The 20366-nt window shown below is 70.7% G+C and carries 16 protein-coding genes; 12 read left to right on the top strand and 4 right to left on the bottom strand.

Annotated features, from left to right (window positions below; all coding sequences use genetic code 11):
• Window positions 1-243 precede the first annotated feature (243 nt).
• The 4 genes from eccB (at window position 244) to ACIQV3_RS36770 (ending at window position 4072) form a co-directional block, all read left to right on the top strand.
• Window positions 244-1863, top strand: a complete 1620-nt coding sequence (gene eccB, locus ACIQV3_RS36785; RefSeq protein WP_403720605.1) for a type VII secretion protein EccB — start codon at window positions 244-246, stop codon at window positions 1861-1863.
• Window positions 1863-3155: a type VII secretion-associated serine protease mycosin gene (gene mycP / locus ACIQV3_RS36780; protein ID WP_403720601.1), complete on the top strand. Its 1293-nt coding sequence runs from the start codon at window positions 1863-1865 to the stop codon at window positions 3153-3155. Before eccB ends, mycP begins: the two co-directional genes overlap by 1 nt.
• A 214-nt stretch (window positions 3156-3369) precedes the next feature.
• A complete protein-coding gene (locus ACIQV3_RS36775; RefSeq protein WP_403720599.1) occupies window positions 3370-3717 on the top strand; it encodes a WXG100 family type VII secretion target in 348 nt (115 codons plus the stop codon).
• A gap of 46 nt (window positions 3718-3763) precedes the next feature.
• Window positions 3764-4072 carry a WXG100 family type VII secretion target gene (locus tag ACIQV3_RS36770; RefSeq protein WP_403720597.1) on the top strand — a complete coding sequence of 103 codons (309 nt, stop codon included), beginning with the start codon at window positions 3764-3766 and terminating at the stop codon, window positions 4070-4072.
• A 111-nt stretch (window positions 4073-4183) separates the two neighbouring features.
• Here ACIQV3_RS36770 and ACIQV3_RS36765 read toward each other — a convergent pair whose 3' ends face one another.
• The gene (locus ACIQV3_RS36765) at window positions 4184-4429 is read right to left on the bottom strand and encodes a DUF397 domain-containing protein (RefSeq protein WP_254385841.1); all 246 of its coding nucleotides are present in this window, start codon (window positions 4427-4429) and stop codon (window positions 4184-4186) included.
• Window positions 4430-4551: 122 nt separating this feature from the next.
• Window positions 4552-8529 (bottom strand): type VII secretion protein EccCa, encoded by a 3978-nt coding sequence (gene eccCa / locus ACIQV3_RS36760; protein ID WP_403720594.1) that lies wholly within the window; start codon window positions 8527-8529, stop codon window positions 4552-4554.
• 246 nt (window positions 8530-8775) lie between these two features.
• On the opposite strand from eccCa, the gene eccD reads away from it, so the two are divergent.
• The 6 genes from eccD (at window position 8776) to ACIQV3_RS36730 (ending at window position 15939) form a co-directional block, all read left to right on the top strand.
• Window positions 8776-10281 carry a type VII secretion integral membrane protein EccD gene (eccD, locus tag ACIQV3_RS36755; RefSeq protein WP_403720592.1) on the top strand — a complete coding sequence of 502 codons (1506 nt, stop codon included), beginning with the start codon at window positions 8776-8778 and terminating at the stop codon, window positions 10279-10281.
• A 172-nt stretch (window positions 10282-10453) separates the two neighbouring features.
• A complete protein-coding gene (gene rpsO / locus ACIQV3_RS36750) occupies window positions 10454-10741 on the top strand; it encodes a 30S ribosomal protein S15 (RefSeq protein WP_243337509.1) in 288 nt (95 codons plus the stop codon).
• A gap of 297 nt (window positions 10742-11038) precedes the next feature.
• Entirely contained in the window at window positions 11039-13261 is a 2223-nt protein-coding gene (locus ACIQV3_RS36745) for a polyribonucleotide nucleotidyltransferase (protein WP_403720651.1), read from the top strand.
• Window positions 13258-14637 carry a M16 family metallopeptidase gene (locus ACIQV3_RS36740; RefSeq protein WP_403720588.1) on the top strand — a complete coding sequence of 460 codons (1380 nt, stop codon included), beginning with the start codon at window positions 13258-13260 and terminating at the stop codon, window positions 14635-14637. The genes ACIQV3_RS36745 and ACIQV3_RS36740 overlap by 4 nt, the downstream gene beginning before the upstream one ends.
• Before the next feature lie 80 nt (window positions 14638-14717).
• The gene (gene dapB / locus ACIQV3_RS36735) at window positions 14718-15470 is read left to right on the top strand and encodes a 4-hydroxy-tetrahydrodipicolinate reductase (RefSeq protein WP_403720585.1); all 753 of its coding nucleotides are present in this window, start codon (window positions 14718-14720) and stop codon (window positions 15468-15470) included.
• Between the two features lie 16 nt (window positions 15471-15486).
• Window positions 15487-15939 carry a hypothetical protein gene (locus ACIQV3_RS36730; RefSeq protein ID WP_403720583.1) on the top strand — a complete coding sequence of 151 codons (453 nt, stop codon included), beginning with the start codon at window positions 15487-15489 and terminating at the stop codon, window positions 15937-15939.
• Window positions 15940-15997: 58 nt separating this feature from the next.
• On the opposite strand, the gene ACIQV3_RS36725 is transcribed toward ACIQV3_RS36730, so the two are convergent.
• Together ACIQV3_RS36725 and ACIQV3_RS36720 are read right to left on the bottom strand one after the other, a co-directional pair.
• Window positions 15998-16555, bottom strand: a complete 558-nt coding sequence (locus ACIQV3_RS36725) for a PH domain-containing protein (RefSeq protein ID WP_403720580.1) — start codon at window positions 16553-16555, stop codon at window positions 15998-16000.
• Window positions 16556-16603: 48 nt separating this feature from the next.
• Window positions 16604-16843, bottom strand: coding sequence for a hypothetical protein (locus ACIQV3_RS36720; RefSeq protein WP_403720576.1), 240 nt, complete (start codon window positions 16841-16843; stop codon window positions 16604-16606).
• Window positions 16844-17222: 379 nt separating this feature from the next.
• Here ACIQV3_RS36720 and dapA point away from each other — a divergent pair, with 379 nt between their 5' ends.
• Together dapA and ACIQV3_RS36710 are read left to right on the top strand one after the other, a co-directional pair.
• The gene (dapA, locus tag ACIQV3_RS36715; protein ID WP_403720571.1) at window positions 17223-18122 is read left to right on the top strand and encodes a 4-hydroxy-tetrahydrodipicolinate synthase; all 900 of its coding nucleotides are present in this window, start codon (window positions 17223-17225) and stop codon (window positions 18120-18122) included.
• A 116-nt stretch (window positions 18123-18238) separates the two neighbouring features.
• On the top strand, window positions 18239-19924 hold the full coding sequence (locus ACIQV3_RS36710) for a ribonuclease J (RefSeq protein WP_403720568.1): 1686 nt from the start codon (window positions 18239-18241) through the stop codon (window positions 19922-19924).
• The last annotated feature ends 442 nt before the right edge of the window (window positions 19925-20366 follow it).

Genomic DNA, 20366 nt, shown 5'->3' with positions numbered 1-20366 from the left:
TTTCCGGGGTTCGTACCCCTGAGCACCGGCAGCACGCGCGACAGCCGGCCGCTCGCCCCCGGAATCTCCCCAACCCGCCCCAACACCCCTGTTTCCCCCGGCCCGGAAGGCGTGGAGCGGCTGCCTCACCCTACCCGGCCCCCAACCGGCCCCCGTCAAGAGGCATAGTAGGTGGCCGGTCGGACAACAGAGGCCCGGCGACCGTACTCACCGACCGGGCCGTGCGGGGAGAATCAGGCGGCCATGGCCTCACGACGTGACGAGCTCAACGCGTACACCTTTGCGAAGCGACGCACGGTGGCCGCGTTCCTTCAGCCCTCGGCGAGCGGGTCGGAGGAGGGTGCTCCGCGGCCGCTGCGCGCCGTCCTGCCTGGTGTGATCACCGCCGCCGTCATCCTCGCGGCCTTCGGAGCCTGGGGAATGTTCAAGCCGACGGCCCCCAAGGGCTGGGACACCCCCGGCGACCACGTCATCGTCGGCAAGGACTCGACGACCCGCTACGTCGTCTTGACCACCAAGGTCGACGGCAAGCCCCAGACCCGGCTGCACCCGGTCCTCAACCTCGCCTCCGCCCGGCTGCTCCTCGACCCGTCCAAGGCCAAGGTCGTCCAGGTCGAGGACAAGGTGCTGGACGCGGGCAAGATCCCGCGCGGCCCCATCATCGGCATCCCGTACGCCCCCGACCGGCTGCCCGCCCCGGCGGAGGCGGGAAAGGCCAAGCGCTGGGCCGTCTGCCAGCAGCCCGGCGGCAACGGCAAGGGCGTGCAGACGGCCGCCTTCGTCCTCGCCGACCGCGAGGCGCACCTGATGGACGACGGGCGCCGGCTCTCCGACTCCCAGGCCCTGTACGTCCAGAGCGGCGGCCCGGGCCGGGCCCGCTACCTCGTCGACGCGGCGGGCATGAAGTACAAGTTCCCCGACGGCACCGCGGACGCCCGCACGATGACCAACGCCCTCGTCGGCGGCAGCGCCGTCCCGCAGCAGGTCACCGAGGAGTGGCTGGCCACCCTGGGCTCCGGCGACGACCTGGCCTTCCCCGAACTGCCGGGCGCCAGGGCCGGGACGGCCGCCGGGGTCAAGGGCCTGGCCAGCACCGACGACAAGGTCGGCATGGTGCTGAAGGCCGTGACCGGCGCCGGTGTGCAGCACTACCTGGTGCTCCCCGGCAAGGTCGTGCCCGTCTCCGACTTCGTCGCCTGGCTGATGATCTCCTCGCCCGCGACCGACCGGCTCGACATGCACGGCAAGGCCCACGAGGTGGACATGCAGTCCATCAACCCGGACCGCACGCCCTTCAAGGGCGACGCGAAATGGCCGCAGAAGAAGACCGAGCGGATCAACGAGGTCCGCGCCTCCGCCGCCTCCACGGCCTCCGCCGCCGGTGCGGACGGCGCCCGCGACACCGTCTGCAGCGTGCTGCGCTCGGTCGACGCCCGGGGCCGCCAGACGCTGAGCACCTGGGCCGGCACCGGCTTCCCCGTCGACATCACCGCCAGCGGCACGAGCGCCTACGTCACCCCGGGCACCGGCCTGCTCTACACCCAGGCGCAGGGCCGCCAGACCACCGCGGGCGGCGCGCTCTTCCTGGTCACCGACACCGGCCTGCGGTACGCCGTCCAGGCCAACGGCGACAGCGACGCGGCCCAGCCCTCACCCGGACCGGGCGCGAGCTCCGGCCAGAGCGAGAGCCCCGGTGAGGGCGGGTCGGCCACCGCCGACGGCCGCCCCGCGCCGAGCCAGGCCCAGGCCCGGCTCGGATACGCGGACGTGGTCCCGGCGACGGTGCCCATCGCGTGGTCGGAGTTCCTCTCCAAGGGGCCCCGCCTCGACAGCAACGCCGCCCGCCAGCCCCAGGGTTCGTGATGCGCAGAACAGCCGGGCCCGCCCTCGCCGCCCTGCTGGCGGCCGCCGCGCTCACCCTGGGGACCGCGCCGCAGGCCTCGTACGCGAGCCCGCGCGAGCCCTCGTACGCGAGCCCGCGCGAGCCCTCGTACCCCCTGCGTCTCGCGGGCGCGGGCGAGTGCACCTTTCCGATGAAGAAGCAGATAGAGGACCGGCCCTGGGCGCTCCAGCGCCTGCTGCTCGAAGAGCTCTGGGCCCAGACCAAGGGCCGCTCCAAGGACGGCAAGTCCGTCCGCGTGGCCGTCATCGACACCGGCGTCGACCGGGTCAACCCGCAGCTCAGCGACGCCCTCGACATCGGGGCCGGCCGCGACTTCCTCGACGCCAAGGGCGACGGTACGGCGGACACCGTCGGCCACGGCACCAAGGTCGCCGGGCTCATCGCGGCCCGCCCGAAGCCCGGTACCGGCTTCGTCGGGCTCGCCCCCGAGGCCACGATCATCCCCATCCGGCAGAACGACGGTCAGGGCGGCGGCAACGCCCTGACCCTGAGCGAGGCCATCACGCACGCGGTGGCCAAGGGCGCCCAGGTCATCAACATCTCGCAGGACACCGAGCAGCCGATGACCCAGGACTCCAAGCTCGGACAGGCCGTGAAGAAGGCCGTGGAGGCCAACGTGGTCGTCGTGGCCTCGGCCGGCAACGACGGCCTGACCGGGAAGAAGCGCCCCACCTACCCGGCGGCCTTCCCCGGCGTCCTGGCCGTGGGCTCCTCGGACCGCAACAACGAGCGCGCCGCCTTCTCCCAGCCCGGCTCCTTCATCGGGATCGCGGCGCCCGGGGTCGACATGGTCTCCACCGTCCCCGGCTTCGGCCAGTGCGTGGACAACGGCACCAGCTTCTCGGCTCCCTACGTCGCCGGGGTCGCCGCCCTGCTGCGCGCCAAGCATCCCGAGTGGACCGCGCAGGAGGTGATCTGGCAGCTCCAGAACACCGCCGAGCGTTCCGTCAACGGCCACGACGACTACGTGGGCTGGGGCGTGGTCGACCCGGTCCGCGCGCTCACCCAGTCCGCCGTGGGCGCGGAGCCCCCGAAGGCCCCCGTACCGGACTCCGGTCCGCCGCCCGCCGCGGCCCCGGAACCGGCCGCGATGCAGACGACCGAGACGGCCCGCGAACGCGACGAGCGGCTCGCCACGTACGCGCTGGGGATCGGCGGCGTACTCATCGCCGTGATCGCCGGCACCGCCACCGTGGTCCGGGACGCACGGAACCGGGGGAACCGACGGAACCGAAGGCGCCGTTTGCAGTGAACGGTCACGGTTCCTCAACAGATCCCCAAGGGCTGTGTTGGGTCGGGCCGATCAACTGACTACAGTGTTCGGAGGCTTCACGACTGTGATCGGGGATGGTGCGTGGAGCGGAGGGGATCCGGGGGCGTGTGGCTGAAAACCGCCCCCTCGACGTACCGCTCCGCCGCGCGCTCCGCCGGTTCTGTCTGGCGAATTGAGAGATGAGGAGCTTCGGATGACCAACAATTTCGGACTCGCTGATGACCCGGTAAAGCAGGCACTGAACAAGATTTCGGAGACCGCCGACAGCGTCACCCGGCAGTCCCGGGAGCTGGCGGACATCCTCGCCACCGTCAGCGCGGGCTGGACCGGTGTGGGTGCGTCGGGGTTCACCTCCGCGCAGACGGTCGTCAACGAGGACCACGACGAGATCCGCCGGCTGCTCGGCGTCCTGCACAACGCGGTCGGGCAGACCAAGAACCTGAGCAACGCGCAGGACGACGACGTGGTTTCGGCGTTCCAGGCGGTCAGGGCCGGCAGCGGCGGCGCCGGTGGCAACACCTCCGCCCTCAACGGGATCTGACCCGCTTCCCCACCCACCTGCCCCGCCCCGTGCGAAGGAGAAGAGCATGACCGCGAACGACGGGCACACCAAGGTCCAGTACGAGAGCGTCCAGATGATGGCGGACCGCATCCGCATCGTCTCGGACAACATCAAGAAGGACCTCGACGAGATGGGCGCGGCCCTGACGGTCGTCACCGACACCTGGGACGGCGAGGCGCACCTCCAGTACGTCGAGCTGCAGCGCAAGTACAACGCCAAGGCCGACCACATGCGCGCCCAGCTCCGCCTCGTCGCGGACCTCATCGAGCGCGGCAAGAACGACTACCGCGCCACCGACGTGAAGGCCTCGCGCCTGTTCACCGAGGCCTACTAGGCCCGCGGCCGCGCGAAGACGGCCGAACACGAGGAAGGGGCGCGCCCGCACCGGGCGCGCCCCTTCCTCGTGTTCCCGTGCCCCCGTGTGTCTCCGGGAGCCGTACGGGTCCTAGCGCGGATCCCGGTCCAGATCGAACTCCCCGTCCCGGGCCCCGAGTACGAACGCCTCCCACTCGGCGGCGGTGTAGCGCAGCACCGTGTCCCGGTCCAGCGAGGACCGCATCGCCACCGCTCCCTCGGGCAGCCGGGCGATCTCGACCCGCTCCTCGTCGGGAGAGGTGCCGGGCGGGCCCTCCCACTCGACGCCGCTGATGTCGAGCCCGTACAGCTCGTCCTTCTCCTGCTGAGTGCCCATGCGCGGCCTCTCCTTCGGTGGTGCGATCCCTGCCGATTATCGACGGTGACGAGCCGCGCGCGGGGGCTTTCCGCAAGCCCCCCCGCGCGCACGCCCCCGCACGCCCAGCCCACAGCCCCGCCCTACATCCCCGGCACCCGGCCGATCTGGATCAGCGAGGTCCCGCGCCTGCGCGAGACGAAGGAGGCCCGGCCCGGAGGCATGGGACGCGGCCGCACGCTGCCGACCAGATCCCCCTCGGACGGATCGCCGGACAGGACCACGCCCTGCGCGCCCAGCTCCTTGATCCGCTGCATGAACGGCTCGTACAGCGCCCGCGAGGCACCTGCCGAACTGCGCGCGATGATGAAGCGGACCCCGGTGTCCCGCGCGAACGGCAGGAACTCCACCAGCTGCGCCAGCGGATTGCCCTGGCTCGTGGCCACCAGGTCGAAGTCGTCGATGATGATGAACACGTCCGGGCCCGTCCACCAGCTGCGGTCGCGCAACTGCTGCGGAGTGACGTCCTGCGGGGGCTGCCGGCGTGCGAACACCCCGGCCAGCGCCTCCATGTGCATCTGCAGGGAGCTCGCCATCGGCGCGTACTCCAGCAGGTGCTCCTCCGGCAGCGCGCCGAGCAGGCCGCGCCGGTAGTCGCCGACCACCAGCCGCGCCCGGTCCGGGCCGTAGCGCTCCGAGATCCGCTGCGCGATGAGCCGCAGCAGGTTCGTCTTGCCCGACTCGCTCTCGCCGAACACGAGGAGGAAGGGGTCGGTCTCGAAGTCCACGAACACCGGCTCCAGCTCGGTCTCGTCGATGCCGATCGCGATCCCGCGCTCCGGGTACTCCCCGCCCTTGGGGAGCTGGTCCGCGTGCAGCAACCGCGGCAGCAGCCGCACGCCGGGGGCCGCCTGGCCCGTCCAGTTCTGCTTCACGGCGTCCACGAAGGCGGCCGTCGCCTCCGACAGGTCCTCCGTCGCGTGCGAGCCGTCGACCCGCGGCAGCGCGCCCAGGAAGTGCAGCTTCTCCGCGACCTGGCCCCGGCCCGGCATCCCCGCCGGAACGTTCGCCGCCACCTTGCGGTCGAACTCGGAGTCCATGACATCGCCGAGGCGCAGCTCCAGCCGGCTGAGGATCTGGTCCTTCAGCGCGGCCCGGACCTCCATGTACCGGGCGACCGTGATCACCACGTGGATGCCGTATCCCAGTCCGCGGGACGCGATGTCCGTGACGACCTGCTCCAGGGCCTCGTACTCGCCCCGGAAACCGCCCCAGCCGTCGACGACCAGGAACACGTCGCCCCAGGCCTCCCCGGGCAGCTCGCCCGCGGCCCGCCGGCGCCGGTAGGTGCCGATCGAGTCGATGTTGTTCGCACGGAAGAACTCCTCGCGCCGGCGCAGCACCCCGGCCACCTCCGCGACCGTGCGCCGCACCCGCTCCGGGTCCAGCCGGGACGCGATCCCGCCCACGTGCGGCAGTTCGGCCAGCGAGGACAGACCGCCGCCGCCGAAGTCCAGCCCGTAGAACTGCACCTCGCGCGGGGTGTGCGTCAGCGCGAACGAGGAGATCAGCGTCCGCATCAGCGTGGACTTGCCCGACTGCGGGCCGCCCACCACCATCATGTGGCCCGCCGCACCCGAGAAGTCCCGGTACAGCACCTCGCGCCGCTGCTCGAAGGGCTTGTCGATGAGCCCGAGCGGCACGACCAGCCCGCCCGGCCGCGTGTACCCCTCCGCGTGCAGCCCGCGCTCCGCGCCCGGCGCCAGCGCCGGCAGCAGCTGGTCCAGCGGCGGAGCCTGGTCCAGCGGCGGCAGCCACACCTGGTGCGCCGGCACCCCCTGCCCCTCCAGCCGTCCCACGATCACGTCCAGCACCGTGTCCGCCAGCGCGTCGTCCCCCGCCCGCGCCTCCTGCTCCGCCCGCGCCGACAGGTACGCCGGGTCCGGAGCCGCGTACACCACCGGCACCGGCGCCGCCGTGAACAGCACGGGCCGCCGCTCCACCGGGAACAGCCCGACCGACAGGTCCGGCCCGCCCGAGCGGTAGGTCCCCGAGACGTACGCCGCCTTGAAGCGCGTCATCTCGTCCGTACCGAACTTCAGGTAGCCCGAACCGGGCACCGACGGCAGGTGGTAGGCGTCCGGCACGCCGATCGCGGTCCGCGACTCCGCCGCCGAGAAGGTCCGCAGACCGATCCGGTACGAGAGGTACGTGTCCAGCCCGCGCAGTTTGCCCTCCTCCAGCCGCTGCGAGGCCAGCAGCAGGTGCACGCCCAGCGACCGGCCGATGCGGCCGATCTGGATGAACATGTCGATGAAGTCAGGCTTCGCGGTCAGCAGTTCGGAGAACTCGTCGATGACCAGCACCAGCGAGGCCAGCGGCTCCAGCGGAGCACCCGCCGCGCGGGCCTTCTCGTAGTCGTGGATGTTCGCGTAGTTGCCCGCCGAACGCAGCAGCTCCTGGCGGCGCTGCAGCTCGCCCCGGATCGAGTCGCCCATGCGGTCCACGAGCGTGAGGTCGTCCGCCAGGTTGGTGATGACCGCCGCGACGTGCGGCATCTGCCCCATCCCGGTGAAGGTCGCACCGCCCTTGAAGTCCGCGAGCACGAAGTTCAGCGTCTCCGAGGTGTGCGTGACGGCCAGCCCCAGCACCAGCGTGCGCAGCAGCTCCGACTTGCCCGAACCGGTCGCGCCCACGCACAGCCCGTGCGGGCCCATGCCCTCCTGCGCGGCCTCCTTCAGGTCCAGCATCACCGGGGAGCCGTCCTCGCCGACGCCGATCGGCACGCGCAGCCGCTCGCCGGCGGAGCGCGGCCGCCAGGTCCGGGCCACGTCCACCGCGGCCGCGTCGCCCAGGTTCAGCAGGTCGGTGAAGTCCAGATTGGCCAGCAGCGGCTCGTCCTCGTCCCCGCCGCCCGTCCGCAGCGGAGCCAGCTGCCGGGCCAGCGCCTCGGCCGCCGGCAGCGACAGGACGTCCGGCAGGCCCTCGTAGGCGAAGCCCGCACCGGACTCCAGCCGCAGCCGGCCCGGCCGCACCACGACCGACAGCCCGCCGCGCGCCTCGTCCAGCTCGCCCGCCACCACCTCGACGACGGTGACCCCCTGCAACCCTTCGGCCGCCGCGAAGATCGAGTCCGGCGGCACCAGACCCCCGCGGGAACCCGAGTCCAGTACGAGCACGACGTGCGGCTGGTCCAGCACCGGGGATCCCTCCCGGCTGAACCGGGGCCGGCCCTCCAGCCGGGAACCGAGCAGTCCCTCCAGCTCACCGAGGTCGTCGCCGAACAGCCGCTTCGTGCCGGCCCCGTCGATCTGACCCGGCAGCTGGGTGTGCGGCAGCCACTTCACCCAGTCCCACTCCGCCACCGCCCCCGGCGCCGCCACCACGGCCACCATCAGGTCCTCGGGGGAGTGCAGCGTGGCCAGTTGAGCCACCAGCGCCCGCGCGGTGCCCCGCGCGGACTCGGGCTCCCCGGAGACCGTCACGTGGTAGAACGCCCGCAACGACACCGCCATCGGCAGCCCGTCCAGCGAGGAGTGCACCCTCAGGAACCGCTGCATGGCCCCCGCCGCCAGCGGCTCCAGCTCGTCCACCGGCGCCGTGTCCGGAGCCACCAGCGGGGTAGCCAGGCGCTGCGCGCCCAGCCCCAGCCGGGCCTGCCCGAAGTCCGCGTCGCCGACCCGCCGCTCCCACAGCCGCGAACCCTCGGCCACCACCGACCACAACTGCTCCGGAGCCGGGTGCAGGTACAGCTGCGCGTCGCGCTGGGCCCGCGCGGTCCTCCGTACCTGACGACGGGTTTGAGCCAGGTACTTGAGGTAGTCCCGCCGGATATCGGCCATTTGCCCTTGCGTACCGCGCCGGTGCCGCACCAACTGCGCCACCAGCATGCCCACCGTCGACACCATCATCAGCACGCCCATGATGCGCATGAACGGCGCGGCGCCCGGCATGAAGAAGAAGACGGCCGACGAGCCCATTCCGAGCATCGGGAGGAGCTGCATCAGCACGCCCTCCTGCTGCCCCCGGGGAAGTTCCGGCGGCGCCTCCAGGCGCAGTTCGTCCGAAGGCACTTCGGGCGGCAGCGACCGCGGCGGACGCTTGACGACGATCTGGCTCACCGGAGCATCAATCCCTCGAAAACAGACGGGACGTCGCAACCGGCGCCCTCAAGTCCCGGGCGCGAAGGGGGTCTCCTCCGCAGAGAGGTGATCCTACTTGCCGACAGTCATCAGCCCTCCCGGTAGGGTGGCGCGCGCGGCATGCGCATCCGCGAATCGGCCGCGCACCGGCGGGCGGACCACCGCCGCCGGCGCACACCCAGCACACCCAGCACACCAACGCACACACCCACCGGGGGGCATCAGGTGAACACCGCCGAGGCGACCGGCTTCCGCAGGGTCACCGTCGTGGCTCCCGACAGCCGCATAGACGTCGCCCTCCCCGAGGACATCGCCGTCGCCGACATCTACCCCGAGCTCCTGCGCCTCACCGGCCAGACCCAGCCCGTCGGCGCACCCACCGGCTTCCACCTGGTCCTGCGCTCCGGCACCGTCCTCGACGGCGCCCGCACCCTCGCGGCCCAGCAGGTCCTGGACGGCGAAGTGCTCAGCCTGCGTCCCTTCGCGCAGTCCCTGCCGCCCGCCGTCTTCGACGACGTCTCCGACGCCGTCGCCGCCGCCGTGGTGCAGGGCCGCCACCGCTGGAGCGACGACATGCTGCGCGGCGCGGGCCTGACCGGCGCCGCCGTCCTCTTCGTCCTGCTCGGCTTCGTCCTCTGGTACGCCGACCCCGTCCTGCACGACATGCACGGACTGCCCGGCATCATCGCCGGCTCCGTCGGCGTGCTCCTCACCGCCGCCGCGGGCGTCCGCGCCCGGGTCTACCGCGACCGCGGCTCCGCCGTCGCCCTCGGCCTCGCCGCCGTACCGCACCTGCTGCTCGCCGGCGCCGGCATCGTCGCCCCCGCCGCGGGCCAGGGACCCGGCCGGCTCCAGTTCCTCCTCGGCTGCGTCTGCGTGCTCGTCGCCTCCGTCGCCCTCGTGGCCCTCACCCCCGACGGCGACGCCCCCTTCGTCGCGACCACCTTCCTCGCCGCCACCGGGACCCTGGCCACCTTCGCCGCCATCACCGCCGACGCCGGAGCGACCTCCGCCGCCGCCGTCTGCGCCCCCGCCGCCATCGGCCTCGTCGCCTTCCTCCCCGGCCTGTCCGCCCGCTTCGCCCGGCTCCCCATCGGCTACGCCGCCCCGCGGAGCGCCACGGCCGAGTACGAGACCCCGGACCGCTACGACACCGAGCCGTACGGTGAGCGCTCCGCCACCGAAGGGCACGACTCCGGAGCCCCGCTCGACGCCGAGGCCATCGCCGCGCAGGCGCGCCGCGGCCACGAGATGCTCCTCGGCCTCGTCGGAGGCTGCGCCGCCGTCGCCGTCGGCTCGGCCGCCGTCCTCGGCTTCTCGGACAACACCTGGGCCCGGCTCCTGGCCCTGGCCACCGGTCTCGCCATGCTGCTGCGCGCCCGGCTCTTCCGCTACACCTCGCAGGTCGCCTGCGCCCTCGTCGCCGGTTTCGCCGCCCTGGGCCTGCTCGTCCTCGGCCTCGCGATGCACCCGCCGTTCGCCCTGCTCAAGGAGCTCGCCCAGTACGGGGACCACAGCGGCCTGGAGATCCGTACGCTCTGGCTCTCGGCCGCCGTCGCCGCCGGCGCGGCCCTCCTCATCGGAATTGCACTGGTCATTCCCCGCAAGGGTCTGTCACCCTTCTGGGGGCGGCTGCTCGACCTCACCGAGGCGGCGGTCCTGCTCAGCCTGGTCCCGCTGACCCTGGCCGTGCTCGACGTCTACGCCAGGGCCCGGGCTCTCACCAGCTGAGACGAGGGCCTGCGGCAGCCTGGTACGCTGTGTGACGGCCGCTTGTGTACGCGCCCCTGGAATCATCCGGAGGCTGCGCTCAGCGGACCCCGCCTCCCGAGTTACGGAAGATCCCCAGAGAATTCGACCTGGGGCACTCGGTGGCTATGTAGACCTATTACAAGGAGTACGCGTGCCGCTCGACGCCGCAGTCAAGAAGCAGCTCATCGCAGAGTTTGGTGCCAAGGAGGGCGACACCGGCTCCCCCGAGGTCCAGGTCGCGATGCTGTCCCGCCGCATCTCGGACCTGACCGAGCACCTCAAGTCCCACAAGCACGACCACCACTCCCGTCGTGGTCTGCTGATCCTGGTCGGCCAGCGTCGCCGCCTGCTGCAGTACCTGGCCAAGAAGGACATCCAGCGCTTCCGTACGCTGGTCGAGCGCCTCGGCATCCGCCGCGGTGCGGCCGGCGCCAAGTAAAGACGCTGTGAAGGGAGCGGTTCCCACATTGAGGGGGCCGCTCCCTTTGCCGTACGTGCGCGAGGTGCCGGACGCTTTGTAGTCTGGAAGCGTCCGCGTCGCGAGACGCGCACAACTGAAGAGGAGGAGCGCCCTCCCTACGCCGCCGGTCCTCGGTAGTGGCAACCGGAAAGCCCGTACGGGGCTTCGCCCGGCTGCTTCGATCGAAGACCGGCCCGCACGCAAGGAGCGCTTCTCCGCAACCGTCCACCACCACACGGGTGGCGGACGGAGACGACGAAAATGGAGAAAACGCTAGTGGAGAACGAGACCCACTACGCCGAGGCCGTCATTGACAACGGTTCCTTCGGCACCCGCACCATCCGCTTCGAGACGGGCCGTCTGGCCCGCCAGGCCGCCGGCTCCGCCGTTGCCTACCTGGACGACGACACGATGGTGCTTTCCGCCACCACCGCGTCGAAGAAGCCCAAGGACCAGCTCGACTTCTTCCCCCTCACGGTGGACGTCGAGGAGCGCCAGTACGCGGCCGGCAAGATCCCCGGCTCGTTCTTCCGCCGCGAGGGCCGCCCCTCCGAGGACGCGATCCTCACCTGTCGCCTGATCGACCGCCCGCTGCGCCCGTCCTTCAAGAAGGGCCTGCGCAACGAGATCCAGGTCGTCGCGACGATCATGGCGCTCAACCCCGACCACCTGTACGACGTCGTGGCGATCAACGCCGCCTCCGCGTCCACCCAGCTGGCCGGCCTGCCCTTCTCCGGCCCGATCGGCGGCGTCCGCGTCGCGCTGATCCGCGGCCAGTGGGTTGCCTTCCCGACGCACACCGAGCTCGAGGACGCCGTCTTCGACATGGTCGTCGCGGGCCGCGTGCTCGAGGACGGCGACGTCGCGATCATGATGGTCGAGGCCGAGGCCACCGAGAAGACCATCGCCCTGGTCAAGGGCGGCGCCGAGGCGCCGACCGAGGAGGTCGTGGCCGCCGGCCTCGACGCCTCGAAGCCCTTCATCAAGGCCCTCTGCAAGGCCCAGGCCGACCTGGCCGCCAAGGCCGCCAAGCCCGAGGGCGAGTTCCCGGTCTTCCTGGACTACCAGGACGACGTCTACGAGGCCCTCTCGGCCGCGGTCAAGGGCGAGCTCTCCCAGGCGCTGACCATCGCGGGCAAGCAGGAGCGCGAGGCCGAGCTGGACCGCGTCAAGGAGATCGCCGCCGAGAAGCTCCTCCCGGCCTTCGAAGGCCGCGAGAAGGAGATCTCCGCCGCGTACCGCGGCCTGACCAAGGCCCTGGTCCGCGAGCGCGTCATCAAGGACAAGGTCCGCATCGACGGCCGCGGGCTCACGGACATCCGTACCCTCGCCGCCGAGGTCGAGGCCATCCCGCGCGTGCACGGCTCGGCGCTGTTCGAGCGTGGCGAGACCCAGATCCTGGGCGTCACCACCCTCAACATGCTCCGCATGGAGCAGCAGCTGGACACCCTCTCCCCGGTGACCCGCAAGCGCTACATGCACAACTACAACTTCCCGCCGTACTCGGTCGGCGAGACCGGCCGCGTCGGTTCGCCGAAGCGCCGCGAGATCGGCCACGGCGCGCTCGCCGAGCGCGCGATCGTGCCGGTCCTCCCGACGCGCGAGGAGTTCCCCTACGCGATCCGCCAGGTGTCCGAGGCTCTCGGCTCCAACGGCTCGACGTCCATGGGCTCGGTCTGCGCCTCCACCATGTCCCTGCTGAACGCCGGTGTGCCCCTCAAGGCCCCCGTCGCCGGTATCGCCATGGGCCTGATCTCGCAGGAGATCGACGGCAAGACCCACTACGTCGCCCTCACCGACATCCTCGGTGCGGAGGACGCCTTCGGCGACATGGACTTCAAGGTCGCCGGCACCAAGGAGTTCGTCACCGCGCTCCAGCTGGACACCAAGCTCGACGGCATCCCGGCCTCGGTTCTGGCCGCCGCCCTCAAGCAGGCCCGCGACGCCCGCCTCCACATCCTCGACGTGATGATGGAAGCGATCGACACGCCGGACGCCATGTCCCCGTTCGCCCCCCGGATCATCACCGTCAAGATCCCGGTGGACAAGATCGGTGAGGTCATCGGGCCCAAGGGCAAGATGATCAACCAGATCCAGGAGGACACCGGCGCCGAGATCACGATCGAGGACGACGGCACCATCTACATCGGTGCCGCCGACGGTCCGGCCGCCGAGGCCGCCCGCGCCACGATCAACCAGATCGCCAACCCGACCATGCCGGAGGTCGGCGAGCGTTACCTGGGTACGGTCGTCAAGACCACCACCTTCGGTGCCTTCGTCTCCCTCATGCCCGGCAAGGACGGCCTGCTGCACATCTCGCAGATCCGCAAGCTCGCCGGTGGCAAGCGCGTGGAGAACGTCGAGGACGTGCTCGCGGTCGGCACCAAGGTCCAGGTCGAGATCGCCGAGATCGACTCCCGCGGCAAGCTCTCGCTGGTCCCCGTCATCGACGGCGAGGCCGCCGGTGACGACGCTGACAAGGACGACTCCGACAAGTGACGTCGCGTAGTTCCCGTGTGACGGCCCGCCCCTCTTCGGAGGGGCGGGCCGTCGCCCGTACCCAAACACTGCTCAAGGGCGCGAACGGCATCGGCACCGTCCGCCGCACGGTCCTCCCCGGCGGACTGCGCGTGGTCACCGAGACCCTGCCGTCCGTCCGCTCCGCCACCTTCGGGATCTGGGCGAACGTCGGCTCCCGGGACGAGACGCCTTCGCTGAACGGCGCCACGCACTACCTGGAGCACCTCCTCTTCAAGGGCACCGAGAAGCGCAGTGCCCTCGACATCTCCTCCGCGATCGACGCGGTCGGCGGAGAGATGAACGCCTTCACGGCGAAGGAGTACACCTGCTACTACGCGCGGGTGCTCGACACCGACCTGCCGCTGGCCATCGACGTCGTGTGCGACATGCTCACCGGCTCGCTGATCCTCGAATCCGATGTCGACGCCGAGCGCGGAGTCATCCTCGAAGAGATCGCGATGACCGAGGACGACCCGGGCGACATGGTCCACGACCTGTTCGCCCAGACCATGTACGGGGACACCCCGCTCGGGCGCCCCGTCCTCGGCACCGTCGACACCATCAACGCGCTCACCGCCGACCGGATCCGCCGCTTCTACAAGAAGCACTACGACCCCACCCACCTGGTCGTGGCGGCCGCGGGCAACGTCGACCACAACAAGGTCGTACGCCAGGTCCGCGCGGCCTTCGAGAAGGCCGGCGCCCTGACCCGCACCGACGCCGAACCGGTCGGTCCGCGCTCCGGCACCAAGCGGATCCGCACCTCCGGCCGCGTCGAGCTGGTGGGCCGCAAGACCGAGCAGGCGCACGTGGTCCTCGGCATGCCGGCCCTGGCCCGCACCGACGAGCGCCGCTGGGCGCTCGGCGTACTGAACACCGCGCTCGGCGGCGGCATGTCCTCCCGCCTCTTCCAGGAGGTCCGGGAGAAGCGCGGCCTCGCCTACAGCGTGTACTCCTACACCTCGGGCTTCGCCGACACCGGTCTCTTCGGCGTCTACGCCGGCTGCCGCCCCAACCAGGTCCACGACGTACTGCGGATCTGCCGGGACGAGCTGGACAAGGTCGCCGCCGACGGGCTCACCGACGAGGAGATCCGGCGGGCCGTCGGCCAGCTGTCCGGCTCCACCGTCCTCGGCCTGGAGGACACCGGCGCGATCATGAACCGCATCGGCAAGAGCGAGCTCTGCTGGGGCGACCAGATGTCGGTCGACGACCTGCTGGCCCGGATCGCGGCCGTCACCCCGGACGAAGTGCGCTCCGTCGCGCAGGACGTCCTGGCCCAGCGGCCCTCGCTCGCGGTGATCGGCCCGCTGAAGGAGAAGCAGGCGGCCCGTCTGGACGAGGCCGTCGCCTAGCCGGGCGAACCCCGGGAGCACGTTGCCCGGGCCCCGGGACAGGGCCCGGGTCCGGGTCCGTACGCACTTTAAGGAATGACATGAGCAAGCTGCGCGTGGCAGTTCTCGGCGCCCAGGGCCGCATCGGCTCCGAGGCCGTCAAGGCGGTCGAGGCCGCCGGGGACATGGAACTGGTGGCCGCCCTCGGCCGCGGAGACAAGCTGGAGACGCTGGCCGAGGCCGGCGCCCAGGTCGCGATCGAGCTGACCACCCCCGCCTCGGTGATGGAGAACCTGGAGTTCCTCGTCGGCCACGGCATCCACGGAGTGGTCGGCACCACCGGCTGGACCGAGGACCGCCTCGGCCGGCTCAACGGCTGGCTCGCCGCCTCCCCGGCGACCGGCGTGCTCATCGCCCCGAACTTCTCCATCGGCGCCGTCCTCACCATGAAGTTCGCCGCGCAGGCCGCCCGGTACTTCGAGTCCGTCGAGGTCGTCGAACTGCACCACCCGAACAAGGTCGACGCCCCCTCCGGCACGGCGACCCGTACGGCGCAGCTCATCGCGGCCGCCCGCGCCGAGGCCGGCCTCGGCGCGCAGCCCGACGCCACCGCCACCGCCCTCGACGGCGCGCGCGGCGCGGACGTCGACGGCGTCCCGGTGCACGCGATCCGCCTCCGCGGCCTGCTGGCCCACCAGGAGGTGCTCCTCGGCGGTGAGGGCGAGACCCTGACCATCCGTCACGACTCCCTGCACCACAGCAGCTTCATGCCGGGCATCCTGCTCGGCGCGCGCCGCGTGACGCAGACCCCGGGCCTCACCTTCGGCCTGGAAAACTTCCTCGAACTCGGCTGACGAGCAGGCGGTACCCATGCGCGCGAAGATCCTCTACTTCCTCACGGCCGCGGTCCTGGTCGTGTACTTCGTCCTGGTCGGCAGCAGGGGCCTGATGCTGATCCGGCACGGAACCTTGCTCACGGTCACCTTCGGGGTGGCCGTGCTGATCCTGCCGGTCATCGGCGTCTGGTTCCTCTGGAAGAACACCCAGTTCGTCACCAGGGCCAACCAGCTGGGAGTCGAGCTGGAGGCCGAGGGCGGACTGCCCGTGGACGAGCTGGAGCGGGACGACTACGGCCGGATCCTGCGGGACTCGGCCGACGAGGTCTTCGCGCGCCGCAGGGCCGAGACGGAGGACGCGCCGGGGGACTGGCGCAGCTGGTTCCGCCTGGCCATCGCCTACCACGACGCCCGCGACACCCCGCGGGCCCGCAAAGCCATGCAGAGGGCCATCTCCCTGCACGACGGAAAGCCCGTACAAGCCTGAGTCTGTACGGGCTTCCCGTGCGCGTGACGCCCTCTCAGGGGCGCCGGGGCGGACCGCCTCAGGCGGGCACGGCCCGGTACTCGTCGGCCCAGGCCTCGACCCTGCCGGCGGCCCGGTCGAAGGCCTCGGTCCGCGACAGGAAATCGGCGTTGTGGTCGGTCAGCAGCACCGGCAGCTCGGCTCCGCCGCGCGCGGCCACCGTCAGGGCCTGGCCCTGCACCGTCCTCGGCAGCCCGAGCCAGCGCACGGGCTGCTGCACCGTGCGGACTTCGCCGACCTGGCTCCACGGGAGCGAGCGCGTGGTCAGGAACCCCGCCACGCGCAGCCCCTTGGGGCTCACCCAGACGCCCGTGCGCAGCAGCCGCAGGGCGGAGCCGACCACGGCGAGCGAGGCCAGCAGACCCCCCAGGGCGCCGGTCCAGGTGCCGGCGGCCACGATGATCACCGTGGCGAACAGCATGAACGAGCCGACCAGCAGCATCACCGAGGCGATGGCCACCCGCCAGGGCCCCGGGCGGTAGGGGCGGCGCCATCGGTCGGGGTCTTCGTAGGGGAGCGTCTCCCCGGTGTCGTGCGCGTCGAATGCGCCGTCGGCCGTCAGGAAGGGCAGGGGCACGGCAGGACCTCACTCACATGCACGTTCGGTTGGGCTGTGCCCGTGAGGCTACCGTCCCTCGGAGGCCTCCGACTGCTGCGACTTCTCCGGTGCGTGGCTCGGCTGCAGTGCGGGGACGCCGAAGAGCAGCGATCCGACGAGCCCCGCGACGACGGTCAGCCCGACCAGACTACGGGCGGCGATCTGGGTCTTGCCCAGACTCTCGCGCGGCGGCGGAGTGACGTTGCTGCGGAATCGGTCGGCCTCGGCGACGAAGGCGAACGGGACGGGCTCGCGCCGGCGGAACATGGGAGCGACTCTCCTCACGGTCAGGGCCCTGGGGCGCTGGGGGCGGGATGGGCGGAATGGGCGGGGGTTCTACGGAGTAGGACGTACGAAAGGCCCGATCGGTGCCGATTTTCGGGACATTGGTCAGAGTTCATGGCGCCGCGTCAGCTCCGCCGGCCGGACCCCGAAGCGGCTCGAACTGCCCGTTCAGCCCGGTTCCGCACGGATGTACGGAAGAAGTCTGAAGTGTCCGTATTGCCACGTTTCGTAAAGTTCATCTAGGCTGATCAAACGGACCCGGCACTGCTTGAACCCCCGAGCAGGCAGTGCCGGGCTCCAACACCGTCATCACGTCCCCCGAGGGGACACCGCGAGCATGGCAGCGAGTAGCGTGTTACCCATGGCTCCGATCTCGACTCCGCAGACCCCCTTCGGGCGGGTCCTCACCGCCATGATCACGCCGTTTACGGCGGATGGCGCACTTGACCTCGATGGCGCGCAGCAGCTCGCCGTCCACTTGGTGGACGCAGGCAACGACGGCCTGATCATCAACGGCACCACCGGTGAGTCGCCGACCACCACTGACGCGGAGAAAAACGACCTCGTACGAGCCGTACTCGAAGCGGTCGGAGACCGGGCCCACGTGGTCGCCGGCATCGGCACCAATGACACCCGTCACACCCTCGAGCTGGCCCGCCAGGCCGAGCGCACCGGCGCCCACGGCCTGCTCGCGGTCACCCCGTACTACAGCAAGCCGCCGCAGGAGGGCCTCTTCCGGCACTTCTCGGCGATCGCCGACGCCACCGAGCTCCCGGTCATGCTCTACGACATCCCCGGCCGCAGCGGTGTCCCGATCAATACGGAAACACTCGTCCGGCTGGCCGAGCACCCCCGTATCGTTGCCAACAAGGACGCCAAGGGCGACCTCGGACGCGCCAGCTGGGCCATCGCGCAGAGCGGTCTGGCCTGGTACTCCGGTGACGACATGCTGAACCTGCCGCTCCTGTCGGTCGGCGCGGTCGGCTTCGTCTCCGTGGTCGGTCACGTGGTCAGCCCCGAGCTCCGAGAGATGCTCGAGGCCCACCTGGGCGGCGACGTCCAGAAGGCCACCGAGATCCACCAGAAGCTGCTCCCCGTCTTCACCGGCATGTTCCGCACCCAGGGTGTGATCACCACCAAGGGCGCACTGAACCTGCAGGGCCTGCCCGCGGGCCCGCTGAGGCTCCCGCTGGTCGAGCTGACCGCCGAAGAGACGGCCCAGCTCAAGATCGATCTTGCCGCCGGCGGGGTACAGCTCTGACATCAGACTTCACAACTGAATAAGCAGAACCACACAAGACGACAGCAAGTGCACGAATGACATGCGCGCCACGCGCCTCGACGGGTACGTGGCCGCGCGTGGTGAAGGAGAACCTTTTGAGCCATCCGCATCCTGAACTCGGTCCGCCGCCGAAGCTCCCCAAGGGCGGCCTTCGGGTCACCCCCCTGGGCGGGCTCGGTGAGATCGGCCGCAACATGACCGTCTTCGAGTTCGACGGCCGCCTGCTCATCGTCGACTGCGGCGTCCTCTTCCCCGAAGAGGAGCAGCCGGGCATCGACCTGATCCTGCCGGACTTCTCGTCCATCCGGGATCGCCTCGACGACATCGAGGGCATCGTCCTCACGCACGGCCACGAAGACCACATCGGCGCCGTCCCGTACCTCCTCCGGGAGAAGCCGGACATCCCGCTGATCGGCTCCAAGCTGACGCTGGCGCTCATCGAGGCCAAGCTCCAGGAGCACCGCATCCGCCCCTACACCCTTGAGGTGAAGGAAGGCGAGCGCGAGAACCTCGGCCCCTTCGACTGCGAGTTCATCGCGGTCAACCACTCCATCCCGGACGCCCTGGCCGTGGCCATCCGCACCGGCGCCGGCATGGTCGTGTGCACCGGTGACTTCAAGATGGACCAGCTCCCGCTGGACAACCGCCTCACCGACCTGCACGCCTTCGCGCGCCTGAGCGAAGAGGGCATCGACCTTCTCCTCTCGGACTCGACGAACGCCGAGGTCCCGGGCTTCGTCCCGCCCGAGCGCGAGATCTCGGGCGTCCTGCGCACGGTGTTCGCCAACGCCAACAACCGGATCATCGTGGCGAGCTTCGCGAGCCACGTGCACCGCATCCAGCAGATCCTCGACGCCGCCCACGAGTACGGCCGCAGGGTCGCCTTCGTCGGCCGCTCGATGGTCCGCAACATGGGCATCGCCCGTGACCTGGGCTACCTGAAGGTCCCGGCCGGCCTCGTCGTGGACGTCAAGACCCTCGACGACCTGCCGCCGCACGAGGTCGTCCTGGTGTGCACGGGTTCGCAGGGCGAGCCGATGGCGGCCCTGTCCCGGATGGCGAACCGCGACCACCAGATCCGGATCGTCCCCGGCGACACGGTCATCCTGGCCTCGTCCCTCATCCCGGGCAACGAGAACGCGGTCTACCGCGTGATCAACGGCCTGACCCGCTGGGGCGCCAACGTCGTGCACAAGGGCAACGCCAAGGTGCACGTCTCCGGCCACGCCTCCGCCGGCGAGCTGCTGTACTTCTACAACATCTGCAAGCCGCGGAACCTGATGCCGGTCCACGGCGAATGGCGCCACCTGCGCGCCAACGCGGAGCTCGGCGCCCTGACGGGCGTACCGAAGGACCGCATCGTCATCGCGGAGGACGGCGTCGTCGTCGACCTCATCGACGGCAAGGCCCGCATCTCCGGCAAGGTCCAGGCCGGCTACGTCTACGTGGACGGCCTCTCGGTCGGCGACGTCACCGAAGCCCACCTCAAGGACCGCAAGATCCTCGGCGACGAGGGCATCATCTCGGTCTACGTCGTGGTGGACAGCACCACCGGCAAGATCGTCAGCGGCCCGAACATCCAGGCCCGCGGCTCCGGCATCGAGGACTCGGCGTTCGTCTCCGTCCTGCCGAAGATCGAGGAAGCCATCGCCCGAGCCGCCGCGGACGGTGTGGCCGAGCCGCACCAGATCCAGCAGCTCATCCGCCGCACGATGGGCAAGTGGGTCTCGGACGGCTACCGCCGCCGCCCGATGATCCTCCCGGTCGTCGTCGAGGTCTGACCCTCGCCGTAACGCCCACACCGGAGCGGGGCAACCGGATTTGCATCCGGGGGCCCCGCTCCAGTACGTTTACGTCTCCACCTCGCACGGCACCCCGGCACACACGTGTGCCCGGCCATGTCGATGCGGGCGGGTGGGATTTCCAGAGCAGGGAAACCTGATAAAGTCTGGCTCGCCCGAAAGGGAATGGCTCTCCAATGGCCGTCCAATTCAAATCCAAGTCGGAAACGGCGCGGAAATGATCTGGTAGAGTTGGAATCGCAGGAAAGGGAAACGCGAAAGCGAGGAACTGGAAAGCGAAACCCGCTTCGACCGGGAATCAGACGCGAAAGAGTCTGATAGAGTCGGAAACGCAAGAACAGAACAGAACGAAAGCCCGGAGGAAAACCCGCGAGGGTGAGTACAAAGGAAGCGTCCGTTCCTTGAGAACTCAACAGCGTGC

The organism is Streptomyces sp. NPDC099050 (assembly GCF_044759865.1).
Taxonomy (GTDB): Bacteria; Actinomycetota; Actinomycetes; order Streptomycetales; family Streptomycetaceae; genus Streptomyces.
Note: the sequence above shows the minus strand (reverse complement) of the source record. Positions and strands in the feature narration are given on the sequence as shown.

What these genes read in the sequence shown, in the direction of transcription:
- mycP (WP_403720601.1), top strand. Translation starts at nt 1,863, where the DNA reads ATGCGCAGAACAGCCGGGCCCGCCCTCGCCGCCCTGCTGGCGGCCGCC.
- dapB (WP_403720585.1), top strand. Translation starts at nt 14,718, where the DNA reads ATGAGCAAGCTGCGCGTGGCAGTTCTCGGCGCCCAGGGCCGCATCGGC.
- eccB (WP_403720605.1), top strand. Translation starts at nt 244, where the DNA reads ATGGCCTCACGACGTGACGAGCTCAACGCGTACACCTTTGCGAAGCGA.
- ACIQV3_RS36770 (WP_403720597.1), top strand. Translation starts at nt 3,764, where the DNA reads ATGACCGCGAACGACGGGCACACCAAGGTCCAGTACGAGAGCGTCCAG.
- ACIQV3_RS36720 (WP_403720576.1), bottom strand. Translation starts at nt 16,843, where the DNA reads ATGTTCCGCCGGCGCGAGCCCGTCCCGTTCGCCTTCGTCGCCGAGGCC.
- ACIQV3_RS36775 (WP_403720599.1), top strand. Translation starts at nt 3,370, where the DNA reads ATGACCAACAATTTCGGACTCGCTGATGACCCGGTAAAGCAGGCACTG.
- ACIQV3_RS36765 (WP_254385841.1), bottom strand. Translation starts at nt 4,429, where the DNA reads ATGGGCACTCAGCAGGAGAAGGACGAGCTGTACGGGCTCGACATCAGC.
- dapA (WP_403720571.1), top strand. Translation starts at nt 17,223, where the DNA reads ATGGCTCCGATCTCGACTCCGCAGACCCCCTTCGGGCGGGTCCTCACC.
- ACIQV3_RS36730 (WP_403720583.1), top strand. Translation starts at nt 15,487, where the DNA reads ATGCGCGCGAAGATCCTCTACTTCCTCACGGCCGCGGTCCTGGTCGTG.